Source organism: Leptothrix mechoopdaensis (SeqCode), from assembly GCF_053893855.1.
On record NZ_CM132699.1, the window covers coordinates 3,018,906 to 3,039,878 of the forward strand.

General features: G+C 70.4%; 20 protein-coding genes. 3 read left to right on the top strand and 17 right to left on the bottom strand.

Annotated features, from left to right (window positions below; translation table 11 throughout):
• Positions 1 to 6 precede the first annotated feature (6 nt).
• The 15 genes from ACWA7K_RS13060 to ACWA7K_RS13130 form a co-directional block, all read right to left on the bottom strand.
• A complete protein-coding gene (locus ACWA7K_RS13060; protein ID WP_456161836.1) occupies positions 7 to 1,371 on the bottom strand; it encodes a CpaF family protein in 1,365 nt (454 codons plus the stop codon).
• A complete protein-coding gene (locus ACWA7K_RS13065) occupies positions 1,371 to 2,609 on the bottom strand; it encodes an AAA family ATPase (protein ID WP_456161837.1) in 1,239 nt (412 codons plus the stop codon). Before ACWA7K_RS13065 ends, ACWA7K_RS13060 begins: the two co-directional genes overlap by 1 nt.
• Before the next feature lie 24 nt (positions 2,610 to 2,633).
• Positions 2,634 to 3,071 (bottom strand): TadE/TadG family type IV pilus assembly protein, encoded by a 438-nt coding sequence (locus ACWA7K_RS13070; protein ID WP_456161838.1) that lies wholly within the window; start codon positions 3,069 to 3,071, stop codon positions 2,634 to 2,636.
• On the bottom strand, positions 3,068 to 3,631 hold the full coding sequence (locus ACWA7K_RS13075; RefSeq protein WP_456161839.1) for a TadE/TadG family type IV pilus assembly protein: 564 nt from the start codon (positions 3,629 to 3,631) through the stop codon (positions 3,068 to 3,070). Before ACWA7K_RS13075 ends, ACWA7K_RS13070 begins: the two co-directional genes overlap by 4 nt.
• Entirely contained in the window at positions 3,628 to 4,866 is a 1,239-nt protein-coding gene (locus tag ACWA7K_RS13080) for a pilus assembly protein TadG-related protein (RefSeq protein WP_456161840.1), read from the bottom strand. The genes ACWA7K_RS13075 and ACWA7K_RS13080 overlap by 4 nt, the downstream gene beginning before the upstream one ends.
• Positions 4,867 to 4,949: 83 nt before the next feature.
• Entirely contained in the window at positions 4,950 to 5,237 is a 288-nt protein-coding gene (locus ACWA7K_RS13085) for a hypothetical protein (protein WP_456161841.1), read from the bottom strand.
• Positions 5,238 to 5,247: 10 nt separating this feature from the next.
• Positions 5,248 to 6,825: a type II and III secretion system protein family protein gene (locus ACWA7K_RS13090; protein ID WP_456161842.1), complete on the bottom strand. Its 1,578-nt coding sequence runs from the start codon at positions 6,823 to 6,825 to the stop codon at positions 5,248 to 5,250.
• Positions 6,826 to 6,843: 18 nt separating this feature from the next.
• A complete protein-coding gene (gene cpaB / locus ACWA7K_RS13095) occupies positions 6,844 to 7,704 on the bottom strand; it encodes a Flp pilus assembly protein CpaB (RefSeq protein ID WP_456161843.1) in 861 nt (286 codons plus the stop codon).
• 41 nt (positions 7,705 to 7,745) lie between these two features.
• Positions 7,746 to 8,288: an A24 family peptidase gene (locus ACWA7K_RS13100; protein WP_456161844.1), complete on the bottom strand. Its 543-nt coding sequence runs from the start codon at positions 8,286 to 8,288 to the stop codon at positions 7,746 to 7,748.
• A gap of 101 nt (positions 8,289 to 8,389) precedes the next feature.
• Positions 8,390 to 8,584 (bottom strand): Flp family type IVb pilin, encoded by a 195-nt coding sequence (locus ACWA7K_RS13105; protein ID WP_456161845.1) that lies wholly within the window; start codon positions 8,582 to 8,584, stop codon positions 8,390 to 8,392.
• A gap of 122 nt (positions 8,585 to 8,706) precedes the next feature.
• Positions 8,707 to 8,922 carry a Flp family type IVb pilin gene (locus tag ACWA7K_RS13110; RefSeq protein ID WP_456210145.1) on the bottom strand — a complete coding sequence of 72 codons (216 nt, stop codon included), beginning with the start codon at positions 8,920 to 8,922 and terminating at the stop codon, positions 8,707 to 8,709.
• A 223-nt stretch (positions 8,923 to 9,145) separates the two neighbouring features.
• A complete protein-coding gene (locus ACWA7K_RS13115) occupies positions 9,146 to 9,892 on the bottom strand; it encodes a response regulator transcription factor (protein ID WP_456161847.1) in 747 nt (248 codons plus the stop codon).
• Positions 9,889 to 11,646, bottom strand: a complete 1,758-nt coding sequence (locus tag ACWA7K_RS13120) for a sensor histidine kinase (protein ID WP_456161848.1) — start codon at positions 11,644 to 11,646, stop codon at positions 9,889 to 9,891. The genes ACWA7K_RS13115 and ACWA7K_RS13120 overlap by 4 nt, the downstream gene beginning before the upstream one ends.
• Positions 11,647 to 11,870: 224 nt before the next feature.
• Positions 11,871 to 13,247, bottom strand: a complete 1,377-nt coding sequence (locus ACWA7K_RS13125) for an HlyD family type I secretion periplasmic adaptor subunit (RefSeq protein ID WP_456161849.1) — start codon at positions 13,245 to 13,247, stop codon at positions 11,871 to 11,873.
• A 4-nt stretch (positions 13,248 to 13,251) separates the two neighbouring features.
• Complete coding sequence (locus ACWA7K_RS13130; RefSeq protein WP_456161850.1) at positions 13,252 to 15,021, bottom strand: type I secretion system permease/ATPase; 1,770 nt, start codon at positions 15,019 to 15,021, stop codon at positions 13,252 to 13,254.
• Between the two features lie 246 nt (positions 15,022 to 15,267).
• Here ACWA7K_RS13130 and ACWA7K_RS13135 point away from each other — a divergent pair, with 246 nt between their 5' ends.
• From ACWA7K_RS13135 to ACWA7K_RS13145, 3 genes are all read left to right on the top strand, one after another.
• A complete protein-coding gene (locus ACWA7K_RS13135; RefSeq protein WP_456161851.1) occupies positions 15,268 to 16,239 on the top strand; it encodes an isopenicillin N synthase family dioxygenase in 972 nt (323 codons plus the stop codon).
• 545 nt (positions 16,240 to 16,784) lie between these two features.
• Positions 16,785 to 17,621, top strand: a complete 837-nt coding sequence (locus tag ACWA7K_RS13140) for an urease accessory protein UreD (RefSeq protein ID WP_456161852.1) — start codon at positions 16,785 to 16,787, stop codon at positions 17,619 to 17,621.
• Between the two features lie 315 nt (positions 17,622 to 17,936).
• Entirely contained in the window at positions 17,937 to 18,623 is a 687-nt protein-coding gene (locus tag ACWA7K_RS13145) for a PEP-CTERM sorting domain-containing protein (RefSeq protein ID WP_456161853.1), read from the top strand.
• Positions 18,624 to 18,703: 80 nt separating this feature from the next.
• Here the strand turns inward: ACWA7K_RS13145 and ACWA7K_RS13150 are convergent, their stop codons facing one another.
• Entirely contained in the window at positions 18,704 to 20,041 is a 1,338-nt protein-coding gene (locus ACWA7K_RS13150; RefSeq protein ID WP_456161854.1) for an NAD(P)/FAD-dependent oxidoreductase, read from the bottom strand.
• Positions 20,042 to 20,104: 63 nt separating this feature from the next.
• Positions 20,105 to 20,797, bottom strand: a complete 693-nt coding sequence (gene urtE, locus ACWA7K_RS13155; RefSeq protein ID WP_456161855.1) for an urea ABC transporter ATP-binding subunit UrtE — start codon at positions 20,795 to 20,797, stop codon at positions 20,105 to 20,107.
• Positions 20,798 to 20,973 lie beyond the last annotated feature (176 nt).

Consider the following 20,973-nt stretch of genomic DNA (forward strand, 5'->3'; position numbering starts at 1 on the left):
GCGCGATCAGACCGGTCGACGGACCGGGTTGAAGGTGGTCTCGGGCAGTTGCACGCCGCGTGCGACCAGCCGCTCCCAGAAGCGCGGACGCACGCCGGTGGCGGCAAAGTAGCCGAGCACGGCGCCGTCGGCGGCCAGTCCGGTCTGCTTGAAGTGGAAGATCTCCTGCGTCGTGATGACGTCGCCTTCCATGCCGGTGACCTCGTGGATCGAGGTGAACTTGCGGCTGCCGTCGCTCAGGCGGCTGGCCTGCACGATCAGGTTGATGGCCGCCGAGATCTGGCCGCGTGCGGCCCGGGTCGGAAGGTCGATGCCGGCCATCGCGATCATGCTTTCGAGCCGGCTCAGCGCGTCTCGCGGCGTGTTGGCGTGGATGGTGGTCATCGAGCCGTCGTGGCCGGTGTTCATGGCCTGCAGCATGTCGACCGCCTCGCCGCCGCGGACCTCGCCCAGGATGATGCGGTCGGGCCGCATCCGCAGCGCATTGCGCACCAGCGCGCGCTGCGGCACCTCGCCCAGTCCTTCGACGTTGGGCGGGCGGGTCTCCAGTCGCACGACGTGCGGCTGCTGCAACTGCAGTTCGGCGGCGTCCTCGATCGTGACGATGCGCTCGCGGTGCGAGATGTAGCCGCTCAGCAGGTTCAGCAGCGTGGTCTTGCCGGCGCCCGTGCCGCCGGAGATCAGGATGTTGATCTTGGCCTCGGCCACCGCACCCAGGCAGGTGGCCATTTCCTCGGACAGGGTCTTGAGCCGGACCAGGTCGTCGATCTTGAGCTTCTTGGCCGGAAAGCGCCGGATCGACATCACCGGGCCATCGATCGCCAGCGGCGGGATGACCACGTTGACGCGCGAGCCATCGGGCAGGCGGGCATCGACCATCGGGCTCGACTCGTCGACCCGGCGGCCGATGCGCGAGACGATCTTGTCGATGATGTTCATCAGGTGGGCATCGTCGACGAAGGTGATGTCGCTCAGTTCGAGCCGGCCCTGGCGTTCGACGTAGACCTGGCGCGAGGTGTTGACCAGGATGTCGGAGACGGTCGGATCGGCCAGCAGCGGTTCGAGCGGGCCCAGCCCCATCAGCTCGTGCTGGATGTCGCGCACGAGGTTGCGGCGCTCCTGCGCGTTCAGCACGAGGTTCTGCTCGGCCAGCAGGCGCTCGACCGCCAGTCGCAGCTCGTCGCGCAGCTGGGCCGGCGGCAGGCTGCTCATGGCCTGCAGGTCCAGCCGGGTCAGGATGGTCTGGTGGACCTGGGCCTTGGTGGCCTGGTAGGCACGGGCGTTCTGGGCCGGTACGTCGGCCAGGTCCTGGAGGGCGCCAAAGGCGGTGGAGGCGGATGCGGACGCACCCAGTCGTTCACGCAAGCTCATCAGCGACGCTCCAGGCTGGCAGGACGGGTCAGCGGCACGGAGTCACCGGCATCGCTGCGGCGCATGCCGGGCAGCAGGCTGCTGAGCCAGCCGCTCGGACGAGCTTCGTCCTTCGGCGGCGGCGCGAGCCGGTCGGCCAGTTCCTGCAGGCTGCGCGTGATCGGGCTGTTGGGTGCGATCTTGGCCACCGGCAGGCCCTGGTTGACCGAGGCGGCGACCGCGTCGTACTGGTTCGGCAGGGCGATGACCTGGCGCAGTTCGAGCGTGCGCTTGAGGTCGTCCAGCGTGATCTGGCTGCGCTTGTCGTGGCGGTTGACGATCCACTGGACCTTGCTGGACTTGTAGCCCAGCGAGGCGAAGACCTGGCGCAGCCGCTTGCCGTCGCGGATGTAGGGCAGCGTCAGCTGCAGCACCGGGAAGACGAACTCGGCCTGGTCCAGCGCGGACAGCGTGACCGAGTTGAGCGCACGGCCGGCATCGATGACGACGTGGTCGAACATCGTGCGTGCGACGTCGATGATGGCCTCGACGTGCTGCGGCGTGACGTCGCTCGCATGGGCGGGATCGTCCGGCGCGGCCAGCACCCACAGGCCCGGGAAGACCTGGGTCATCGCGGCCTTGAGCAGGTCGCGGTCGAGCCGGTCGATGTTGCGGGCGACATCGGCCACGTTGCTGGTGGCGGCCTCGCTGCTGATGAACCAGTGGGCATCGCCGAACTGCAGGTTCAGGTCGATCAGCGCGACGCGGCGCTTGCCGTTCTGCGACAGCATGTGGGCCAGGTTGGCGGCGGTGAACGTGGCGCCACTGCCGCCCTTGCAGCTGATGAAGGCCAGCACCTCGCCATCGGCGGAACCGCCGGCCGGAGCCTTGGTCACCACCCGCTTGCGCGACAGGCGCTGGGCGGCGCCCAGCACCGATTCGGCCGATGCCGGCGCCGGCAGCACCTCACGGATGCCGGCCCGCATCGCACGCACCAGCAGCTCGGGCTTCAGGTCCGGGCTGACCAGCACGAAGTCGACGTCCGGATGGGCATTCGCCAGCGCCTCGATGACGACGAAGTCGGGTTCGTCGACCGCCTCTGCCAGGACCAGGTCAGGCCGGCTGCCATTGACGATGACGTTCACCGAACGCAGCGGCCGGACCACGGTCTCGACCTGGTCGCCGGTCATGCCGAACTTCAACGCGGCGGTCCAGACCTCGGCGTGTTGGGTGTGGGGGCTGATGACTTTGATCTTCATGGCTATGACCCGGAAAGTCGGACCTCAGAGGGGTGCGGCGGACATCGCCTCGCGGCGTGCCGTGGCAGGGAAAGCCGGCAGTCTGACGGACAGCGGAACGATCGACACCACCGAAGTGAAGGTGGCGCCGTTGAGAGAAACGCGCACGAATTTGCAGTTGTCGACGCTGCAGGGCACACCCGGCGTCTCGGGGTCGAGGTACTCGACATCGACGTTCGCGGCCTTGATCGCGCCGAGCGAGAAACGCTCGACGTGGTTCCTGACCTGGTTGGCGGCGGCCGGCTCGTACAGCGCCGCCCAGCGCGCGCCGTCGCGGGTCGCGGCCACCGCGACGTTCCAGGTCCAGACCAGCCGGCCGACCTCCAGCATCGCGAACAGCAGCGTGAAGACGAAGATCAGCACGATCGCGAACTCGATCGTGGCGACGCCGCGGCTGCGGACCTGGCGACGGGGGGCACTCATGGCGTCATCCTCATCACGGCCGAGATCTCGCCGAACGGCACCAGCACGCTGGTGAAGGCGCCCAGGAACATGCCGCGATAGACATAGCCGCGCACGCCCACGCTGGTCAGGTAGATGGCGCCGGCGGTGGCGTCCTCGACGCGCATGGCGGCGCAGCCGCTCAGGCCATCGGGCTGCAGCGGCTCGGACTGCTCGCGCTGCCAGTCGCAGACCTGCACCTGGTCGATCGCGAGGTCGGGTGCGACCGGATCGCCGACACAGGTCGTGACCAGGTCACCGCCATCGAGCACGGTGCTGTAGTCACCGCTGTAGGCGATGCAGCGGGCCTCGGCACGCAGCTGGGTCAGGTTGGAGGCGCTGCCAGTGGAGACATGGCGGACGGCATCGCGCACGCTGCGCGACATCAGCTGGTAGCTCATGACGGCGCGGCCCAGCTCCATCGTGCCGAACATCAGCAGCAGCATCGGAACCAGCAGCAGCGCGAACTCGATGACCGCGACACCGCGGACCATCGGGCGGCAAGGGGTGGCACGCACCGCACGGGTCAGGCGGGTCGTCATGGCGACAGCAAGGCGGGCACCTGGGCGCCGCCTCCTCCGACCCGGCCGGGCACGCCCGCGCCCACGCAAGGGCTGGTCGCGGCCGCCGCGTTGCCCAGGTACTCGACCTGGGAGGTGCTGCCCGCCACGCCGTTCCACGGCGCCAGCAGCAGCACGCAGGCATAGCCGACCACTCGGGCGTTGCCGGCCGAGGCCCAGTCGGCCGAGGACACGACCGGGACCACGGCGGTGCGGCGCGAGGCGCCCAGCGACACGTGCTCGGCCAGCGAGATCGGATCGAACGGCGTGCTGCCGGTGTAGGGCAGGTGCGATGCACGCTGGTCCTGGAAGTTCGGCACGCTGTCCGAGCCTGACCAGGCGTTCGCGCCCGATGTCCAGTTCGTCGTGGTGTAGGCGAAGCCGGTGGTGTCCGGCGGCGACGACGTCTTCTGGAACGGCCGGCCCGCCTCGTAGAGGCCGAACCGGGTGTTGAAGGCGGCACCGGTCACGGCCTCGAAGTCGGCCGCCGCAGGGCTGCGGATCGGCGCCACGCAGCCGTAGGCCGAACCGCTGCAGTCGACCACGCGGGCCGGCCGGTCGCACTTGCCGCCACGGGCGACGAGGCAGGCGGCCTCGTGGTCCTTGTCCATGCCGGCCAGGCCCGAACAGGCCGCGTCGGTGACAGCAGGATCGGGGTCGAACTCGACCCAGCGGAAGTCCGGCGCGCTGGCCGAGTCGGCGGGGCCGAAGTGGACCGTGTACCAGGAGCCGATGCTGTAGCCGAAGTCGATCGGGTCGCCGGTCGACAGCTGGCGCAGGCCCATCGGCAGCGCGCAGGCGGTCTGCGAGGCCATCAGCGTGGCCGTCGAGCTGGCCTGGAAGGTCCGTTCGCCGACACCCACGAGACCCAGCAGCAGCGGCCGCCAGCCGTCGGCCGCGACCACGCAGGTGACACGCGCCGCGCCGGTCGCGGTGCCGTCGGCGGGCGTGTAGGTGATGGCGCTGTCGTCGATCGTCAGCGCGGCCGGGCGGTACGGCACACGATGGCCTTCGACGACCACGCGGGCGACGGCGCGGGCGCGCGCCAGCGCGGTGGCGCCGACATCGCTGCCCGACAGTTCGCCGACGGCGGCCAGCGCGCAGGCATCGGCCGCGTTCTGCAGCTGCGCCTGGCCCATGTAGCCACGCGAGGTGTCGATCGCCAGGCCGATGGCCATGAACAGGAAGACCATCATCAGCGCGAAGAAGATCGTCACCGCGCCGCCGACAGCCGATCGCCCGGGGCGGAGCTGGCCAGCTGCGTGTGTCATCGCCGTCAAGCGCGGATGGCCCGGCAGGTTCACTTGCCGCCGATCGTGCCCACGCCGGACACGCCGGTGGTCGACGGGGTGCGGAAGGTCTCGACCTGGCGGTCGATCGCCTCGCGCACGGTGCGGCCCTCGGTCGGGCCGACCTTGCTGCCGTTGCGCTTGCCGGCCTCCGGATCGATGTGCTGCGAGGCCAGCAGCGCACGGGTGTTGTCGCCGACCGTGGTGTCGTCGACCGAGGCGCAGCCCGGCAGGACGGTGGCCAGCGCCAGCCCGGCAAGGGCGGCCAGCGTGGTGGAGCGGACGTTGAAGAGCGTCATGGTGCGGGCCTCAGTTCTTCGGGGCATCGAAGCCGCCACGGGACTTGTCGACCTGGGGCGGCGAGACCGGGCGGTCGACCTGGCCTTGCAGCAGCCGGTCGGTGCGGGTCGGCGAGGCATGCAGGTCGGTGGGCAGCACGTAGCCCACCGGCAGCGGCTTGACCAGATGCGGCGTGACGACGAAGACCAGCTCGGTCTGGTCGTTCTGGAACTGGCTGCTGCGGAACAGCGCGCCCAGCACGGGGATCTCGCCCAGGAAGGGGAAGGCCTTGACGTTGGTGCTGGTGTTGTTCTTGATCAGGCCGCCGATGGCGAAGCTCTGGCCGTCCATCAGCTGCACCGTGGTCTCGGCCTTGCGCGAGGTCAGCGACGGCAGGATCGCGGTGCCACCACCGGACGAGGCCAGCGTGACGCCTTCGCGGCTCAGCTCGGAGACTTCCGGGCGCACCTTCAGGTTGATGCGGCCACCGCCCAGCACGGTCGGGGTGAACTTCAGCGAGACGCCGAATTCCTTCTCCTCGAGCGTGACCTCGCGACCACCGGCGCTGTTGGTCTGCGAGACCGGGATGAAGATCTTGCCGCCGGCCAGGAAGCTGCCGGTCTGGCCGCTGACGGCCATGATCGACGGCTCGGCCAGCACGCGGACCTGGCCGTCGTCCTTCTGGCCGTCGACGGTGATGTTGCCGCTGAGCTTGCCGGTCAGCGAGCCCAGCAGCGCACCGCTGCCACCGGAGCCGAAGCCCGAGCTGATGCCCGGCGTCCACGAGCCGTTGGTGATGCTGGAGGCGAGGTTGACGCCGAACTTGTCGACCAGGGCCTTGGAGACCTCGGCAACCTTGACGTCGAGCATGACCTGCTGCGGCGCGGCGACCGACAGCATGTTGACGACGCGCGAGCCGCCGCCGTTCCCGTTCCCGTTCCCGTTGCCCGCGTTGTTGCCACCATTGCCCTGCGCACCGCGCACGAAGGCGTTGGCCAGGTCGGTCACGCGGGTCAGGGCCTCGGCGTCGCTGACGCTGCCGCTGAGCACGATGGTGTCGAAGGCCGCGGTGACCTTGATGTCGCGCTCCTCGGGGAGCAGCTGCTCGATCACGCTCTTGAGCGCGACGGTGTCCATGTCGACCACCACGTCGAAGGCGGTGCAACCGCCCTTGCGGTCGATCATCACGACGTTGGTGCTGCCCAGCGACTTGCCGAGCAGGTAGATCTCCGAGCTGCTCAGCAGCAGCACGTCGATGTCGGCCGCGCCGGCGCGGTTGTTGCCGGCCTGCTGGACGTTCATCGCGTGGGTGCCGTTCGCACCGTTCGCGCCGTTGTTGCCGGCCTTGCCTTCCGGCTCGGCCGGACGGCCGGCGCGGGAATGGTCCGGATTGCCCAGCAGGATGCGGGCGACCGGCTCACGCGGCCGCACCACGGTCGACTTGCCGAGCGCCAGCCGCACGATCGGCGCGGAGCCCAGGCTGACGCAGGCGGGATCCTGGGCGCTGGCGCTGCCCGGAGCGAAGGCCAGCATCAGCGCAGCCGACAGCGCAGCGACGATCGCCGGCCGCGCACGCGACGTGGAGGGGAAGACAGGATGGGTTGCCATGGCGTTCGACTCTCGGACTCAGAAGCACTCGGTGGTCTTGCTCATCCCGCGGATGACGTCGACGCAGTCGTTGGCGGCGTTGCGGGCGGCCGAGGCCGTCACCGGCATGGCCGGACCGCTGCGGGTGATTCGCGCGGCGGGCGCGGCCTTGGCGACCGGCGCCGGCGCGGCAGCGGCCTCGCCGGCGGCCGGCTGGCCCAGCACGTCGGCGCGGGTGGCGCCCAGCGTGCCGGCGATCTCGGCCTCGTTCTGGCTGCGCAGCACCAGCGACAGCGTGCCGATGTTGCGGGCCAGGTCCAGCGCCTCGGCCTGTTCGGGCGTGACTTCCAGCGTCACCGCGCCGACGACCTTGGGCTTGGTCGCGTCGCGCTCGACTTCCTGCGCGACGGCCAGCACGAGCATGCGCTCGAGCACGATCTTGGAGATGGTCGCGTCGGTGCCGCGGGCCGCCGGTGCACCGGTGCCGCCCTTGGTGTTGACCAGCACGTCGACATAGTTGCCGGGCACCGCGAAGCCGGACACGCCGACGACCTCGTTGACCTTGACGGTCATCGCGCGCTTGCCGGGCGACAGCAGCGCCGACAGGCCGCCCTTGGCGCCGGGCGGTGCCAGGCGGGCGTCGAGCAGCGGCTCGCCGGCCAGCACGTTCGCCTTGGTGACGCGGCCGGGCAGGGCCTTGGCATCCGTGACGGCACCGCGCGGCACGTTGGCCTGCGGCCAGTCCACGAGCTTGACCATGTCGGCCGTCAGCACGACACCGGGCGCCAGGTCGACCGCCGCCACCGCGATGCGGTTCGACTTGCCGGACTGGCTGCCCAGCCAGCGCGCCGCCATCAGCATGGCCACGAGGCCGGCCAGGACGGCCAGCAGCAATGTCACAACACCACGCGATCGCATCGATCAACCCCTCTCGTGGGCCCTCAGGCCCGGCTGGCCAGCCACAGCTGGCCCCAGGTCCCGGCCGCGATGGCCAGGGCATAAGGAATTCGTACGGCGGAACGCTGCAAGGGGTTCACGCCAGCTGGCACGGGCAGACCGCGCAGCCTCAGCCCGATCGTCGAGCCCATCGCGCGCAGGTTGGCGACGACACGGCGCGCGACCGAAGGCCGGCACAGGAACAGCAGGGACAGCAGGCCCCCCGCGATGGCCGAATACAAGCCCGCCTGCCAGGTCGCCTCGGAGCCCAGGAAGGCCCCGACCATCGCCAGCAGCTTGACGTCGCCAGCCCCGACCGCACGCAGCAGGTAGAGCGGCAGGAACACCGCCAGACCGGTGGCCGCACCCAGCAACGTGACCAGCAGCGCCGCACCGGCGCCCCGCAGGTCCGCCGCCAGCAGGTGCGGCAGCAGGTGACCGATCGTCGCCACCGCCAGGCCCGCCAGCACCATGACGTTCTTGACGCGACGCTCGCGCAGATCGGTCAGGCAGGCGATGACGAGCAGCAGGGAGAGCGCGATGGCCATGGTGTCGGAGGTCTGGTGCCAGGAAGGTGGACTGCGCCGAAGGCTTCAGCAAGCCAGCGGCGCAGTCCGGTCCAGAGGTCCCGTGTCGGGTATCCCGTCGATCAGGGAACGATGCTGCCGGCGATCGTGTCCAGGTCGGTCATCAGCGTGCTGAACAGCTGGGGGATGCGGGTGTCGAGGACGCCACCGACGGTGACCAGGGCGATGGCCACGAAGGCCGCCAGCAGGCCGTACTCGATGGCGACGACGCCCTCTTCGTCACGGGCGAATTGCTTGATCATGTTCACGAGTTGCATGTCGATCTCCAGGGATAGGACCGGTTGCCCGGCAAAGGGGAAGCACCTGGATCCGTCGAGGTCGGATCCGAACCTTGCGGGCCAGTTGGAGGACGCCGGCCTGCGAAACGCGCCTTGAAACGCTAGTTGCCCTGGCCACTGCCGGTCTGCGCGGCCGGCTGGGTCAGACCCAGCTGTTCGCCGACCAGGCTCAGGGCTGCGAACACCACGACGGCCAGCAGGCCCGCCAGCAAGGCGTACTCGACGGCACTGAGCCGCGAGGACTTGCGACGGCCCCGACCGGTGCCAGGCACCGGCTTCGGGCTGCTGTTCGAGGAGGAGGACGCTTCGTGTTCCATGGAGACGAATGTAGGAATCCGTTTCCTTTCGAACATCTGAAGAACAACCACCCGCGAGACCCGCTTGTGGTCCCCCCGTGGCAGGACATCCCTTCCCCCGGGGTCGCGGGGCCACCCCCTCAGGGCGGGGATCCCGTTCCCGAACGTCACCTTGAAAAGCGCTTGCGAACACGAAAAAAAACGAGCCCGCAGGCTCGTCTCGTGATCCAGGGGCAGGAGGGGCTCAGCCGCTGCTCCTGCCCTCTCCGGGCACCAGGCCGTTCTCGGTCGCGAAGACATGCAGCTCCAGCCGGCCGCGCACGCCGAGCTTGCTGTAGATCGTCGTCAGGTGGTTGCGCAGCGTGTGCTCGCTCATGTTGAGGCGCTCGGCCAGCACCAGCTGCTTGGCGCCGGCATTGGCCATCAGGGCGTGGATCACCTCGCGTTCGCGCGGCGTCAGGCTGGCGATGCGGCGGGCATGCGGGTCTTCGGACGTCATGGCCCGGTTGGCGGTGCCCGTCAGCAGGCCCAGGACCTGACCCAGCAGGCTGCGTTCGAGCCAGACCTCGCCGCCATGCACCTTGTCGATCGCGGTGACCAGCGTCGCCGCGCTCTGGCCCTTGTGCAGCACGCCGCGTGCGCCGAGCACGACGGCCTCGCGGTGACGATGCGCGTCGGTGTCGCCGGTCAGCACCAGCACGCGGCCCTTCGGGCACAGGCGCTGCAGCGTGGGCAGCACCGGCACGGTGTTGTCCTCGCCGAGGTCCAGGTCCAGCAGCAGGATGTCGGCCTGCGGCAGGTCCGGATGCGACAGCAGCTCGCCCAGCGTGGTGGCCACGCCGACCACGCGCATGCGCGGCGCGCTGGCCTCGATCAGGCGTTCCAGGCCCCACAGCGTGATGCGATGGTCCTCGGCGATGAAGACGCGGATGGCGTCCGGATCGACCGGCGTGTCGGCCGGCTGGTTCTGCGTCGGGGTCATCGTGCTCATGCGCTCGCCGGGGTCTGGAAGGGGATGTGGATCAGCACTTCGGTGTTCAGCCCGTCCGGCCGGCTGACCACCAGCGAGCCGCCCAGGTCCGCTGCCCGTTCGCTCAGGGAGCGGGGCCGGAACTCGGCGGCGGGTCGGCCGCAGACGCTGCCGGCGTCGTCACGGATGCGCAGCTGGATGGCGCCCTGCACGTCGGTCTGCAGGCTGAGGCGGACCGATCGCGCGGGCGTGTGGCGGCGCACGTTGGACAGCGCCTCGTTGATCATGTGGAACAGCGCACCGGCCAGCTCGCGGCGGATCGACAGGGTCGGCGGCAGGTCCAGCTGCACGTCGATGCCGAACATCTGCGCATAGCGGCGCGACTGGCGACGCACCGCCGGCAGCAGCGCGTTGTCGCCATGCGGTCGACCGTCGCGCATCCCGCCGATCAGCTCGCGCAGCTGCTCGACCTCGGCCTGCACGAGCTGGCCCAGCTGGACCAGATCGTCGCGCAGCGGGTTGTCCGCACGGGCCTTCATCGCCACGCTCTCGACCACGAACTTCAGGCCCAGGTAGGGCTGGATCGCGCTGTCGTGCAGGTCGCGGCCGATGCGGGCACGTTCGTGCGCGGCGGTCTCGTCCTGCAGGCGATCGACCAGCGCGGCCGATTCGAGCAGGCCGCCCATCTCGGCCGCACCGTGGCCCAGCGCATCGACGCTCTTGTCGGAGGCGGCATCCGGGTCGGCGGCCATCAGCAGGTAGCCGATGCGGCGGCCCTGGCGGCTGAACGGGACGACGACCAGCGCATCCTCCTCGAACGAGGCATGCAGCCGGACGACGTCGTCGGTCAGCGGCGGCAGGTTCTCGGCCGCGCTGCGCAGCAGCAGGCTGCCCATGCGGTGGCGCCGGCAGGTGACGGGCTCGTCGGGCCAGGCCTGGAGCGCCGCCTCGATGGCCTGGACACGGTCCTCGTCCAGCGCGCGCACCGCAGCCCCCGGCCGGCCGGCATCGCCGTGCCCATCGGCGATCCAGCCGCTCGCATGGTCGACCGGGCTGGTCAGCACGACCGCCGCGACCCGCACGGGGCTCTCGCGCAGGATGGCCTGCAGCAAGGTCGCGGCGGTGGCGCCCAGGCCGCGGCGCGGGTCGATCTCGGCGTGCAGGCGCTCCATCATCTGGCGACGCTGGTGCAGCACCCCCATCGAACGCGCCAGCAGCGCGGCGGCCGGCACCAGCGCCAGCACCGCCAGCGCCGGCAGCAGGTGGACGTTCTGCAGGTGACGGGCGCCGTGTTCATCGGCGCAGTTGCACCACAGCACGGCACTGGCCGCCGCCACGGCCAGCAGCACGGCCTGGCGCGAACCCCAGCCCACGCTGACCAGCACGGTCGGGTGGACCAGCGTCAGGATCAGCATCTGGCTGGCCCCATCGGTGGCCTGCAGCATCGCGCAGGACCAGGCCGCGTCGAGCCAGAAATGCAGCAGGGTCGGGCCGACCCGCAGGCGCCGCGCGCGGGCCCACAGCAGCACGCCGGCCCACAGGTCGTAGACCATCAGCAGCAGCAGCGCGGCGGGTTGCGGCGCCCTCTCCGCACCCAGCAGCAGCACGGTGCACAGCAGCGCGATGACCACGCGGATGCCGTCGCTGAAGCGCTGCATCTCGAAGGACAGGCCGCCCGCGCCGGACTCGCGCCGCAAGGCGCCGGTGCCTGCGGGCAAGGCCGCTGCGGATCGGCCCTTCCCGGCCTTCGGATCACTGCTGGCGGTGGTCTGCACGGCTTCCCCTGATCGTGTCGGCCGCATCGGTCGCGGGTGTCGGGACACGCCGGCACCGGACTCGCCGGACTTGTTCATCGGCCGGCACAAATCGTAGCGGCATGTATCCGGCGCGAGGGCCGGACACCCGCGAACGGAGGGGCGGACAAGCGGCCGACAAGCAAACGATTTCGCGTTCCACCCCCGCTCTGCGCGGTCGGCCGTTCAGGTGTGGGCATGGCGCCTCAGCGCTCCCGCCCCGCATGGCTGATCACCCGCGTCACCGGGTCCATCAGGTACTGCAGCGGCGTGCGGGTCTCGCCGTGCAGGAAGACCTCGGCGGGCATGCCGGCCTGGAGCTTGGCGTCGTGCTGGCCCTTGACGGCCTGCTTGACGGATTCGGGCGAGACGTCGATGTTGACGACGTAGTACGGCATGCCGTTCTCGCGCTGGACCAGGCGGTCGCCGCCGACGTAGTTGACGGTGCCCTTGACGAGGTCGGTCGTGCGGTAGCTGAAGGCGGTGAAGCGCAGGTCGGCTTCCTGGCCGCGCTGGACGCGGCTGATGTCCTCGGTGCGGATCTGGGCCTCGACGACCAGGCGCGGGTTGGCCGGGACGATCTCGGCGATCGGCTCGCGCGGGGCGATGACGCCGCCGGGGGACGTGACGCGCAGGCCGATCACCTCGCCGTCGACCGGGGCGGTGATGACCTGGCGGCGCGAGGCATCGATGGCCTTGCGCAGCTCCTGCTCGATCTCCTGGACCCGCACCAGCGCGACCTTCAACTGGTCGCTGGCCTGCTGGCGGTAGTCGTTCTCGATCTGGCTCAGGCGCAGCTCGATGTCGCCGGTGCGCTGGTCGGCGCGCGCGAGCTCGGCGGTGCGTTCGGCGATCTTGCTGTTGTAGTCGGCCATCGAGGCCTCCTGCTGCATCACCTGCGACTCCGACACCAGGCCTTCCTTGGCCAGGCTGCGGTTGAGCGCATGGTCACGGCCCTGGGCCGCGATCGACTCCTTGGTGCTGCGGATCTGCGCGTGCAGCGACTCGATCTCCTGGCGGATCTTGCCGCGCTGCTTGACAAGCAGCGCGGTCTGGCTGCTCAGGGCCGTCAGGCGCGCATCGAACAGCGCCTGTTCCTTGTCCATCTGGTTGCTGACGACAGGGTCGGTGCGGGCCGCGTCGACCAGCTCGGGCGGGAAGACCAGCGTCGGGCTGCGCGACTGTTCGGCTTCCAGCCGGGCCACGCCGGCACGTTCGGACATCAGGCGCTGCGCCAGGCGGGTGCGGTCGGCATTGACCGAGACGTCGCCCAGCTCGATCAGCGGCTCGCCGGCCTTCACGTGCTGGCCGTCGCGCACATAGACGGCCCGCACGGTGCCGCCCTCGACGTGCTGGACCACCGCGCGGTTGAGGTCGACCTTGACGTAGCCGCTGGCCACGACGGCCGATGACAACGGCGCGAACGACAGCCAGGCGATCGCCGGCACCAGGCCGCACAGCACGACCAGGCGGCCGCGCCGCACCAGGCCGTTGGCGGTCGACAGGTGGCGGGTCACGAGGTCGGCCTCGGCCGGCATCGCGGGGGCGGGCATCAGGGCGGGCAACAGCGGGGGGATCGGCATGGCGTCAGGCCTTGAAGGATGCGTTCGGGTTGACGACGACGGGCTGATGCGCGGCGTGGTGTGCCGCCTGCTGCCGCGCCGCCTGCTGGGCCGCCTGCTGCGCAGCCGCGGCCATCTGCTGGGTCAGCGGCACGACCTGGCCGGGCGCGCCGCCGCGCATCGCGTTGAGCACTTCCTCGGCGGTGCCGAAATGCAGCTGGCGACCGCCGTCGATCACCAGCATCTTGTTGACGTGCTGGGTCAGCGTCTGGCGGTGGGTCACGACGATCACGGTGGCCTGGCCCTGCAGGCGCTTGAGGGTCTCGGCCAGCGCGAGTTCGCCGGCGCCGTCGAGGTTGGCGTTGGGCTCGTCCAGCACGATCAGCTTGGGGTTGCCGTACAGCGCGCGGGCCAGCGCGATGCGCTGGCGCTGGCCGGGCGACAGCAGCGCGGCGTTCGGGTCGACGCGGGTGTCGTAGCCGTCGGGCAGCGCGAGGATCAGCTCATGCACGCCGGCACGCTTGGCGGCCTCGACGACCTGGGTCGAGTCGACCTCGCCCATGCGGGCGATGTTGTCGGCGACGGTGCCGGCGAACAGCTCGACGTCCTGCGGCATGTAGCCGATGTGCGGGCCGATCTGCTCGCGGGTCCAGCGCGACAGGTCGACGCCGTCGAGCCGCACCTGGCCCTGGGTCGGCGTCCACAGGCCGATCAGCAGGCGCACCAGCGTGCTCTTGCCGGCGCCGCTCGGGCCGATGACGGCCATCGACTCGCCGGGTTCGAGGCGCAGCTGCACGCCGCCGATCAGCACGCGGTCGGTGTTGGGCGGGCGGTAGACCAGGCCGGCGACACTCAGCGCGCCGGTCGGCGCGGGCAGCGGCATCTGCGGGCGGCGGTTCAGCGCCTCGGTCATCAGCGGGTCGAGGCGGCGCCACGCGAGCCGGCCTTCGGCCAGGATCTTCCAGCTGCCGACGATCTGTTCGACCGGCTGCAGCGCACGGCCCAGCAGCATCGACGAGGCAATCATCACGCCGGGCGTGGCCTTGCCTTCAAGCACCAGCCAGGCGCCCAGCGCGGTCATCAGGATCTGCGTGACCTGGCGCGAGATGCGGGTGATGGCCGCCATCGACACCGACTGGCGCGCCACCGGGTCCTGCGTGTTGGCGAGCTGCGCGCTCAGGCCGTTCCAGCGTGCCACCAGCGCGTCGGCCATGCCCATCGCCTGGGCGACCTCGGCGTTGACCATCGCCTGATCGAGGAACCGTTGCGTCGCGCCGGCTTCCTTCTGCAGCTTCTCGATCGCCGACTGCGTCATGCGGTCGTTGAGAAAGGCCAGACCCAGCATCAGCGCGGCACTGAAGAAGGCCGCCAGACCGAGCCAGATGCTGGCCACCGAGATGACGCCGATGAAGACCACCGCCCAGGGCGCGTCCATGATCGCGACCAGGCCCTGCGACGAGAACAGCGCACGCAGCCGGCCGACGTCGCGCAGCGCCTCGTTGGTGAAGGCGCCCTGGCGCTTGGCCGCGACCGCCAGCGACAGGCGCGCGATCTCGGGCGCCATCGCGTCGTTGATGATGTTGCCGAGGACGCCCTGCAGCCGGCCACGCAGATAGTCCAGCACGCCGGCCAGCGCCAGCGCGATCGCCACGCCGATCACCAGCATCAGCAGGGTCTCGCGGCTGCCGCTGCTGAGCACGCGGTCGAAGACCTGCAGGCTGAAGAGGGCCGGGAACAACCACATCAGGTTGATCGCGGCCGAGAAGCCGGCAATGGTTCGGAGCAGGGATTTCATGCTTGCGGATTCGATCGATTCGGCGTCGAGTGCGGCGCACCCGTTCGGCGAGGCGCCAGTGTGGCGGCAGCGGTGCGGTTTCCGAACCCCGCACCCCTGCTCGGGTGGGCCACTTTGTCTCGCTGCGGGGGAGTTCCTTCACTTGACCTCCCCCCCTGTTCGCGGGGGCTGGCGTGGCGGAGCCGTCACAGGCACTGGCTGGCATGGCTCCTGCACGGCTAGTCGCGCACCTTCCGGAGACCCTTGATGCAAGCCAATCTGCCCGTCATCGACCTGGCCCCGAGCTTCGGCACCGACCCGGACGGCCCGCGCGCGGTGGCCCGGCAGATCGACGCGGCCTGCCGTCGCCACGGCTTCTTCTACGTCGTCGGGCATGGCGTGCCGCTGGCGCTGATCAGCCACCTGTTCATGGTCAACCGGCGCTATTTCGAGCTGCCGGAAGCGGTCAAGGACGCCTGCCACATCGACCGGTCCGGCGGCCTGAAGCGGGGCTACGACCCGATCGGCTGGCAGGCGCTGGAAGCCGGTCGTCCGGCCGACCTGAAGGAGAGCTTCTACATCGGCGCCGAACGCGGCCCGGACGACCCGCTGGTGCGCGCCGGCACGCCCAACCACGGCCCGAACCAGTGGCCGGACGAGGCCCATGCGCCCGGCTTCCGGCACGCCTGCGAGACCTACGCGGCGGCGATGGAACGGCTCGGACGCCATCTGATGGGGCTGATCGCGCTCGGGCTGGGCCTGCCGCGCACGCATTTCGAGCCCTTCCTGCGCGACCCGATGCCGGTCCTGCGGCTGCTGCACTACCCGCCGCAGCAGGTCAGCCGGCTGGGCGACCAGATCGGCTCGGGCGCGCACACCGACTGGGGCGGCATCACGCTGCTGGCCCAGGACGATGCCGGCGGCCTGCAGGTGCGCGACGAGTCCGGCCGCTGGCTGGACGCCCGCCCGGTCGAGGGCAGCTTCGTCGTCAACCTGGGTGACCTGATGCAGCGCTGGACCAACGACGCCTACCGGTCGACGCTGCACCGCGTCGTCAACGAACAGAGCGGGCGGGACCGCCACTCGATCGCGTATTTCTTCGACATCGACTACCACGCCCGGGTCGAGGCCCTGCCGACCTGCTGCAGCGCCGACAACCCGGCCCGCCACCCGCCGATCACGGCCGGCGAGCACATCGTCGAGATGTACCGGCGCACCACGCTGGCGACGGCGGCCTGAGCCGACGGCCGACCTGCCTCATTCCCGGGCAACCCAGGGAAAACCCAGCCCTGACAAGCACTTGCAGGCGCCGCCCTGCGCTTGTCCCCAGGCTTGTCCCTGCCCCATGTGGAGGGCGCCGGGCGGCCGATGGCGCGCCGCCGCCATCCACAGGCACGGCGGTTTCAATCGCTCCGGATGACCGCCCAGGGTCATTGACAAATCGGGGCGTGACCTTTTCCAGGACGCGAGAAGGGCCACTGCCCAAAACGGAGGCAATCCGTTGAATGCCCCGTGGCGATCGGCTCTTCCGGCATCTGTCCCGGGTCCTGTCCACATGCTTGTCCCTGTCCGGTGGGGATACGCGCGGCCTGTGGACAAGTTCCGTCCACAGGCCGGATCGGCGGCTTGTCCACAGCCCCCTGTAACCGGTTTCGCGTCATCGACGTAACCCGGTTACAGCGCCGGCAGGCTGGCACGGCGGCTGCCTACACTGCCGGCCCGCGCGCCGAAGCGGTGCACCCCGACGTCTCCCGAAGTCTCCCGAAAGCCCTTGAAAGCCCTTGATGAGCTGGCATGGCCACCTGACGCTGAACTACCGCCTCGATCCGCACCAGGACGGGGCACGCACCATCGCCCATGACCGCCACGACGGCCCGCTGCGGGTGCTGCAGCGGCTCTACCCGGAAGGCGACGCGGTCTGCCACCACGTGCTGGTGCACCCGCCCGGCGGGCTGGTCGGCGGCGACACGCTGGACGTGGCCGTCGACCTGGCCGAAGGAAGCCACGCGCTGATCACCACGCCCGGCGCGACCCGCTACTACCGCAGCGCCGGCGAACCGGCGACGCAGCGCGTGCAGGCCCGACTGGCCGACGGCGCCCGGCTGGAGTGGTTGCCGCTGGAGACCATCGCCTACGACGGCTGCATCGCCCGCAACCAGCTGCGCTTCGAGCTCGCGCCGGGCGCGCAGATGATGGGTTGGGACCTGCTCGCGCTGGGCCTGCCGGCAGCCGACCTGGCCTGGCGGCGCGGCACCTATGAACAGCGCATCGAGCTGCCGGGCGTCTGGCTGGAACAGGCTCGCCTGTCGGCCGACGACACCACGCTGCTCGACGGGCCCCTGGGCTGGGCCGGCCAGCGCGTGCTGGGCACCTTCTGGCTGGCGGCCGGCACGCCGTTCGCGCGGCCGATGCTGGAAGCGCTGCTGGAGGCCGCCCGCGCCGTGCCGGTCGACGCGCCGCTGGCCGTCGGCGTCAGCGCGCCACAGCCGTCCTGCCTGGTCCTGCGGGTGCTGGCGCACCGGGCCGAACCGGCGATGCGGCTGATGACCGCCGTGTGGTCGCGCTGGCGCGAGATCGCCTGGCAACGTGCGGCTTGCCCGCCACGCGTGTGGTCTACCTGAATCCCGGGCCGAAATTGCAAATGGGGCATTTCCCCCTCATTTTCGGGAAGATGCGCGTCACCCCCCAAAGCCTGCGGGCCCATCTGCTCATTGCTGATTCGGGGTTCATCCAGCATTCATTAAGAAGGCTGAACACCCCCTAAAAATGGGAAATCACCCCCTCAATCCGGTGTATCGTCTCTTCACGGTGGCAGGCAATCTCGGGGTCCAGGAAGCGTTCCGATAGCCCGACCCGCCACCCGACCCATTCAAGGGGGTGTTCCAGGGCGCATCGGCAGCCTGCCAGCCAGGAACATTTCCATCCGAGAGAACACCATGAACAACAACCTGAAGTCGTCGCCGCTGAACCTGTCCGCCCTGTGCCGCTGCCTGCTGGTGGCACTGGCCTGCGTGGGCGCCGGCGCGAGCCAGGCGACGACGGTGTCGGCCAGCACCTTCGCGATCGGCGCGGTGAGCGAGCCGACCACCGGTCTGTTCATGGGCCTGCAGGGCGGCACCCAGTGGTTCCACCAGGCCGCCAAGACCGGCGCGCCGGACATGCTGATCTACGGCTCGTCGAGCAACAACCAGAACGGTGTCTACGCGCTGTTCTCGTCGAAGACCGACTTCACGCTGAACTCGCTGACGCTGAACTGGAACGGCGGCCAGAGCCCGAGCCAGAGCGGCTGGCTGGTCTTCATGAACAACGGTGCAACCGTCGCCACCGGTGATCCGGGCGCGAAGAACGGGATCGCATCACTGGCCTGGGCCGTCGGCACCGAGCCGGGCTTCTCGACCTCGTACACGCTCAAGCCGATCCAGGGCCTGACCTACGACTACGTCCAGATCGTCTACGACCGCAAGAGCGCCGCCCCCAACAGCGTCGGCGTGTCGACCTTCGACGTGACGACCGTTGCCGCGCCGAGCCCGATCCCCGAGCCGTCGACCTACGCGATGATGCTGGCCGGCATCGCCGCCGTCGGTTTCATGTCGCGTCGCCGCAAGGTGGGCGGCGAAGGCTGATCCAGCCGTCGCCTCGCACCACGGGAGCCTCCTTCGGGAGGCTCCTGTCGTTTCAGGCCTGACATTTCAGGCCTGTCGTTTCAGACGCCGCTGGACGACGTCGCCGCGAGCCGCTGCGCCAGGTGCGTCGCCGCCCACCGGCCGCTGGCCAGGCAGGCGCTCAGCAGGTAGCCGCCGGTCGGCGCTTCCCAGTCGAGCATCTCGCCGGCCACGCAGACGCCGGGCAGCGCGCGCAGCTGCAACGTCGCGTCGGCGCCGTCCGGGCCGATGCGCACGCCACCGGCCGTGCTGATCGCCTCGTCGATCGGGCGCGGCGCCACGGCCCGCAGCGGCAGACGCTTGATGCGCCGGGCGACCGCCGCCGCGTCCTGCGTCAGGGCGGCCCAGCCGGCTGCGTCCAGGCCCTCTCGCAGCAGCGCGGCGGGTGCGCCGCTCAGGGAAGTCTGTTCCTTCAGGTGGTTGGGCCACGAGCGGCTGCCCCGGCCCTTGGCGAGTGCCTGCGCCAGATCGGCCTCGCGGCGGTGCGGCAGCAGGTCGAGCGTGAAGTCGGCATGGCCGTCGGCCGCGATGCGCTCGCGCAGCAGGCTGCTGGCGGCATAGACCAGCGAGCCTTCCAGGCCGGTGGCCGAGACGACCGCCTCGCCCAGGCGCTCGAAGGCCGGCGTGTCGTCAGATCCGTCATCCGACCGGCCCGGCACGCGCAGCACCACGTTCTTCAGCGGCGCGCCGGCATGGCGCTCGGCCAGGTGGGCGCTCCAGCCGATGTCGAAGCCACAGTTGGACGGCCGCAGCGCCGCGCAGTCGACACCGGCGGCCTGCAGCCACGGCAACCACGCGCCGTCACTGCCCAGCCGCGCCCAGCTTGCGCCACCCAGCGCCAGCAGCACAGCATCGGCCTGCGCGGTGATGCGGCCATCGGCGGTGTCGAAGGCCAGCGACCAGCCCGTGCCGCTCGACGTGATCGAGCCGTCCCAGCGCTGTCGCATGTGGAAGCGCACGCCCGCGACGCGCAGCCGGTGCAGCCAGGCGCGCAGCAGCGGCGCGGCCTTCATCTCCGCCGGGAAGACCTTGCCGGAACTGCCCACGAAGGTCTTGATGCCCAGGCCCGCGGCCCAGGCGCGGATCGCGTCGGCATCGAAGGCCTGCAGCCACGGCTCGACCGCATCGGCGTGTGTGCCGTAGCGGGCGACGAAGTGGGCGGCCGGCTCGGCGTGGGTCAGGTTGAGCCCGCCCTTGCCGGCCAGCAGGAACTTGCGGCCGACCGACGGCATGGCGTCGTGCACGTCGACCTGCAGGCCGGCGGCGGCCAGCACCTCGGCGGCCATCAGGCCGGCCGGGCCGGCGCCGACGACGATCACGCGGGGCGACGACGCGGCGGGCGCATCGGCGGTGGAATGGGGTTCGGGCGACTGGCTCATGAGGCGCGCGAGTCTACGCGCCGCACACCCGGCCGAATCGCGGCAATGCCGATCGGATCGGGATCAGATCGACATCAGCTGGCGCACGCCGTTGGCTTCCATCTCGTCACCGCGACCGCGCGCGATGATCTCGCCGCGTTCCATCACCAGGTACTGGTCGGCCAGCTCGGCGGCGAAGTCGTAGAACTGCTCGACCAGCACGATGGCCATGGTCTTGCGGTCGGCCAGCATGCGGATGACGCGGCCGATGTCCTTGATGATGCTGGGCTGGATGCCCTCGGTCGGCTCGTCCAGGATCAGCAGCTTCGGCCCCGCCGCCAGCGCCCGCGCGATCGCCAGCTGCTGCTGCTGGCCACCGGACAGGTCACCGCCGCGGCGGTAGATCATCTGCTTGAGCACCGGGAACAGCTCGAACAGCTCGGCCGGGATCGGCGTGCTGCCGCTCTTGTAGGCCAGGCCCATGCGCAGGTTGTCCTCGACCGTCAGCCGGCCGAAGATCTCGCGCCCTTGCGGCACGTAGCCGACACCCTTGCGCACCCGCTCGTAGGGCGTGTCGCGCGAGATGTCGCCACCGTCCAGCGCGATCGAGCCGGTCTTGATCGGCACGACCCCCATCAGGCTCTTGAGCAGCGTCGTCTTGCCCACGCCATTGCGCCCGAGCACGACCGTGACCTCGCCCAGCTTCGCCTCGAAGCCCAGCCCGCGCAGGATGTGCGAGCCGCCGTAGTACTGGTTCAAACCTTCAACTTTGAGCATATGGCTACTTCCAGCTCCCCTCTCCCCTTGCGGGAGAGGGGTTGGGGGTGAGGGGTGGGCTCTCTCGCAAGACCGCTCCCCTCACCCCGGCCCTCTCCCGCAAGGGGAGAGGGAGAAATCGATCGGACTCCCCTCCCGGGAAAGGAGCCACTCCTCTTGCTCCCCTCTCCCCTTGC

Bases quoted from the DNA above. Each gene is read 5' to 3' on its own strand.
- ACWA7K_RS13070 (WP_456161838.1), bottom strand. From the start codon at position 3,071: ATGAGTGCCCCCCGTCGCCAGGTCCGCAGCCGCGGCGTCGCCACGATC.
- ACWA7K_RS13075 (WP_456161839.1), bottom strand. From the start codon at position 3,631: ATGACGACCCGCCTGACCCGTGCGGTGCGTGCCACCCCTTGCCGCCCG.
- urtE (WP_456161855.1), bottom strand. From the start codon at position 20,797: ATGCTCAAAGTTGAAGGTTTGAACCAGTACTACGGCGGCTCGCACATC.
- ACWA7K_RS13135 (WP_456161851.1), top strand. From the start codon at position 15,268: ATGCAAGCCAATCTGCCCGTCATCGACCTGGCCCCGAGCTTCGGCACC.
- ACWA7K_RS13115 (WP_456161847.1), bottom strand. From the start codon at position 9,892: ATGAGCACGATGACCCCGACGCAGAACCAGCCGGCCGACACGCCGGTC.
- ACWA7K_RS13090 (WP_456161842.1), bottom strand. From the start codon at position 6,825: ATGGCAACCCATCCTGTCTTCCCCTCCACGTCGCGTGCGCGGCCGGCG.
- ACWA7K_RS13060 (WP_456161836.1), bottom strand. From the start codon at position 1,371: ATGAGCTTGCGTGAACGACTGGGTGCGTCCGCATCCGCCTCCACCGCC.
- ACWA7K_RS13085 (WP_456161841.1), bottom strand. From the start codon at position 5,237: ATGACGCTCTTCAACGTCCGCTCCACCACGCTGGCCGCCCTTGCCGGG.
- ACWA7K_RS13065 (WP_456161837.1), bottom strand. From the start codon at position 2,609: ATGAAGATCAAAGTCATCAGCCCCCACACCCAACACGCCGAGGTCTGG.
- ACWA7K_RS13145 (WP_456161853.1), top strand. From the start codon at position 17,937: ATGAACAACAACCTGAAGTCGTCGCCGCTGAACCTGTCCGCCCTGTGC.
- ACWA7K_RS13140 (WP_456161852.1), top strand. From the start codon at position 16,785: ATGAGCTGGCATGGCCACCTGACGCTGAACTACCGCCTCGATCCGCAC.
- ACWA7K_RS13110 (WP_456210145.1), bottom strand. From the start codon at position 8,922: ATGGAACACGAAGCGTCCTCCTCCTCGAACAGCAGCCCGAAGCCGGTG.
- ACWA7K_RS13130 (WP_456161850.1), bottom strand. From the start codon at position 15,021: ATGAAATCCCTGCTCCGAACCATTGCCGGCTTCTCGGCCGCGATCAAC.
- ACWA7K_RS13100 (WP_456161844.1), bottom strand. From the start codon at position 8,288: ATGGCCATCGCGCTCTCCCTGCTGCTCGTCATCGCCTGCCTGACCGAT.
- ACWA7K_RS13105 (WP_456161845.1), bottom strand. From the start codon at position 8,584: ATGCAACTCGTGAACATGATCAAGCAATTCGCCCGTGACGAAGAGGGC.
- ACWA7K_RS13125 (WP_456161849.1), bottom strand. From the start codon at position 13,247: ATGCCGATCCCCCCGCTGTTGCCCGCCCTGATGCCCGCCCCCGCGATG.
- ACWA7K_RS13150 (WP_456161854.1), bottom strand. From the start codon at position 20,041: ATGAGCCAGTCGCCCGAACCCCATTCCACCGCCGATGCGCCCGCCGCG.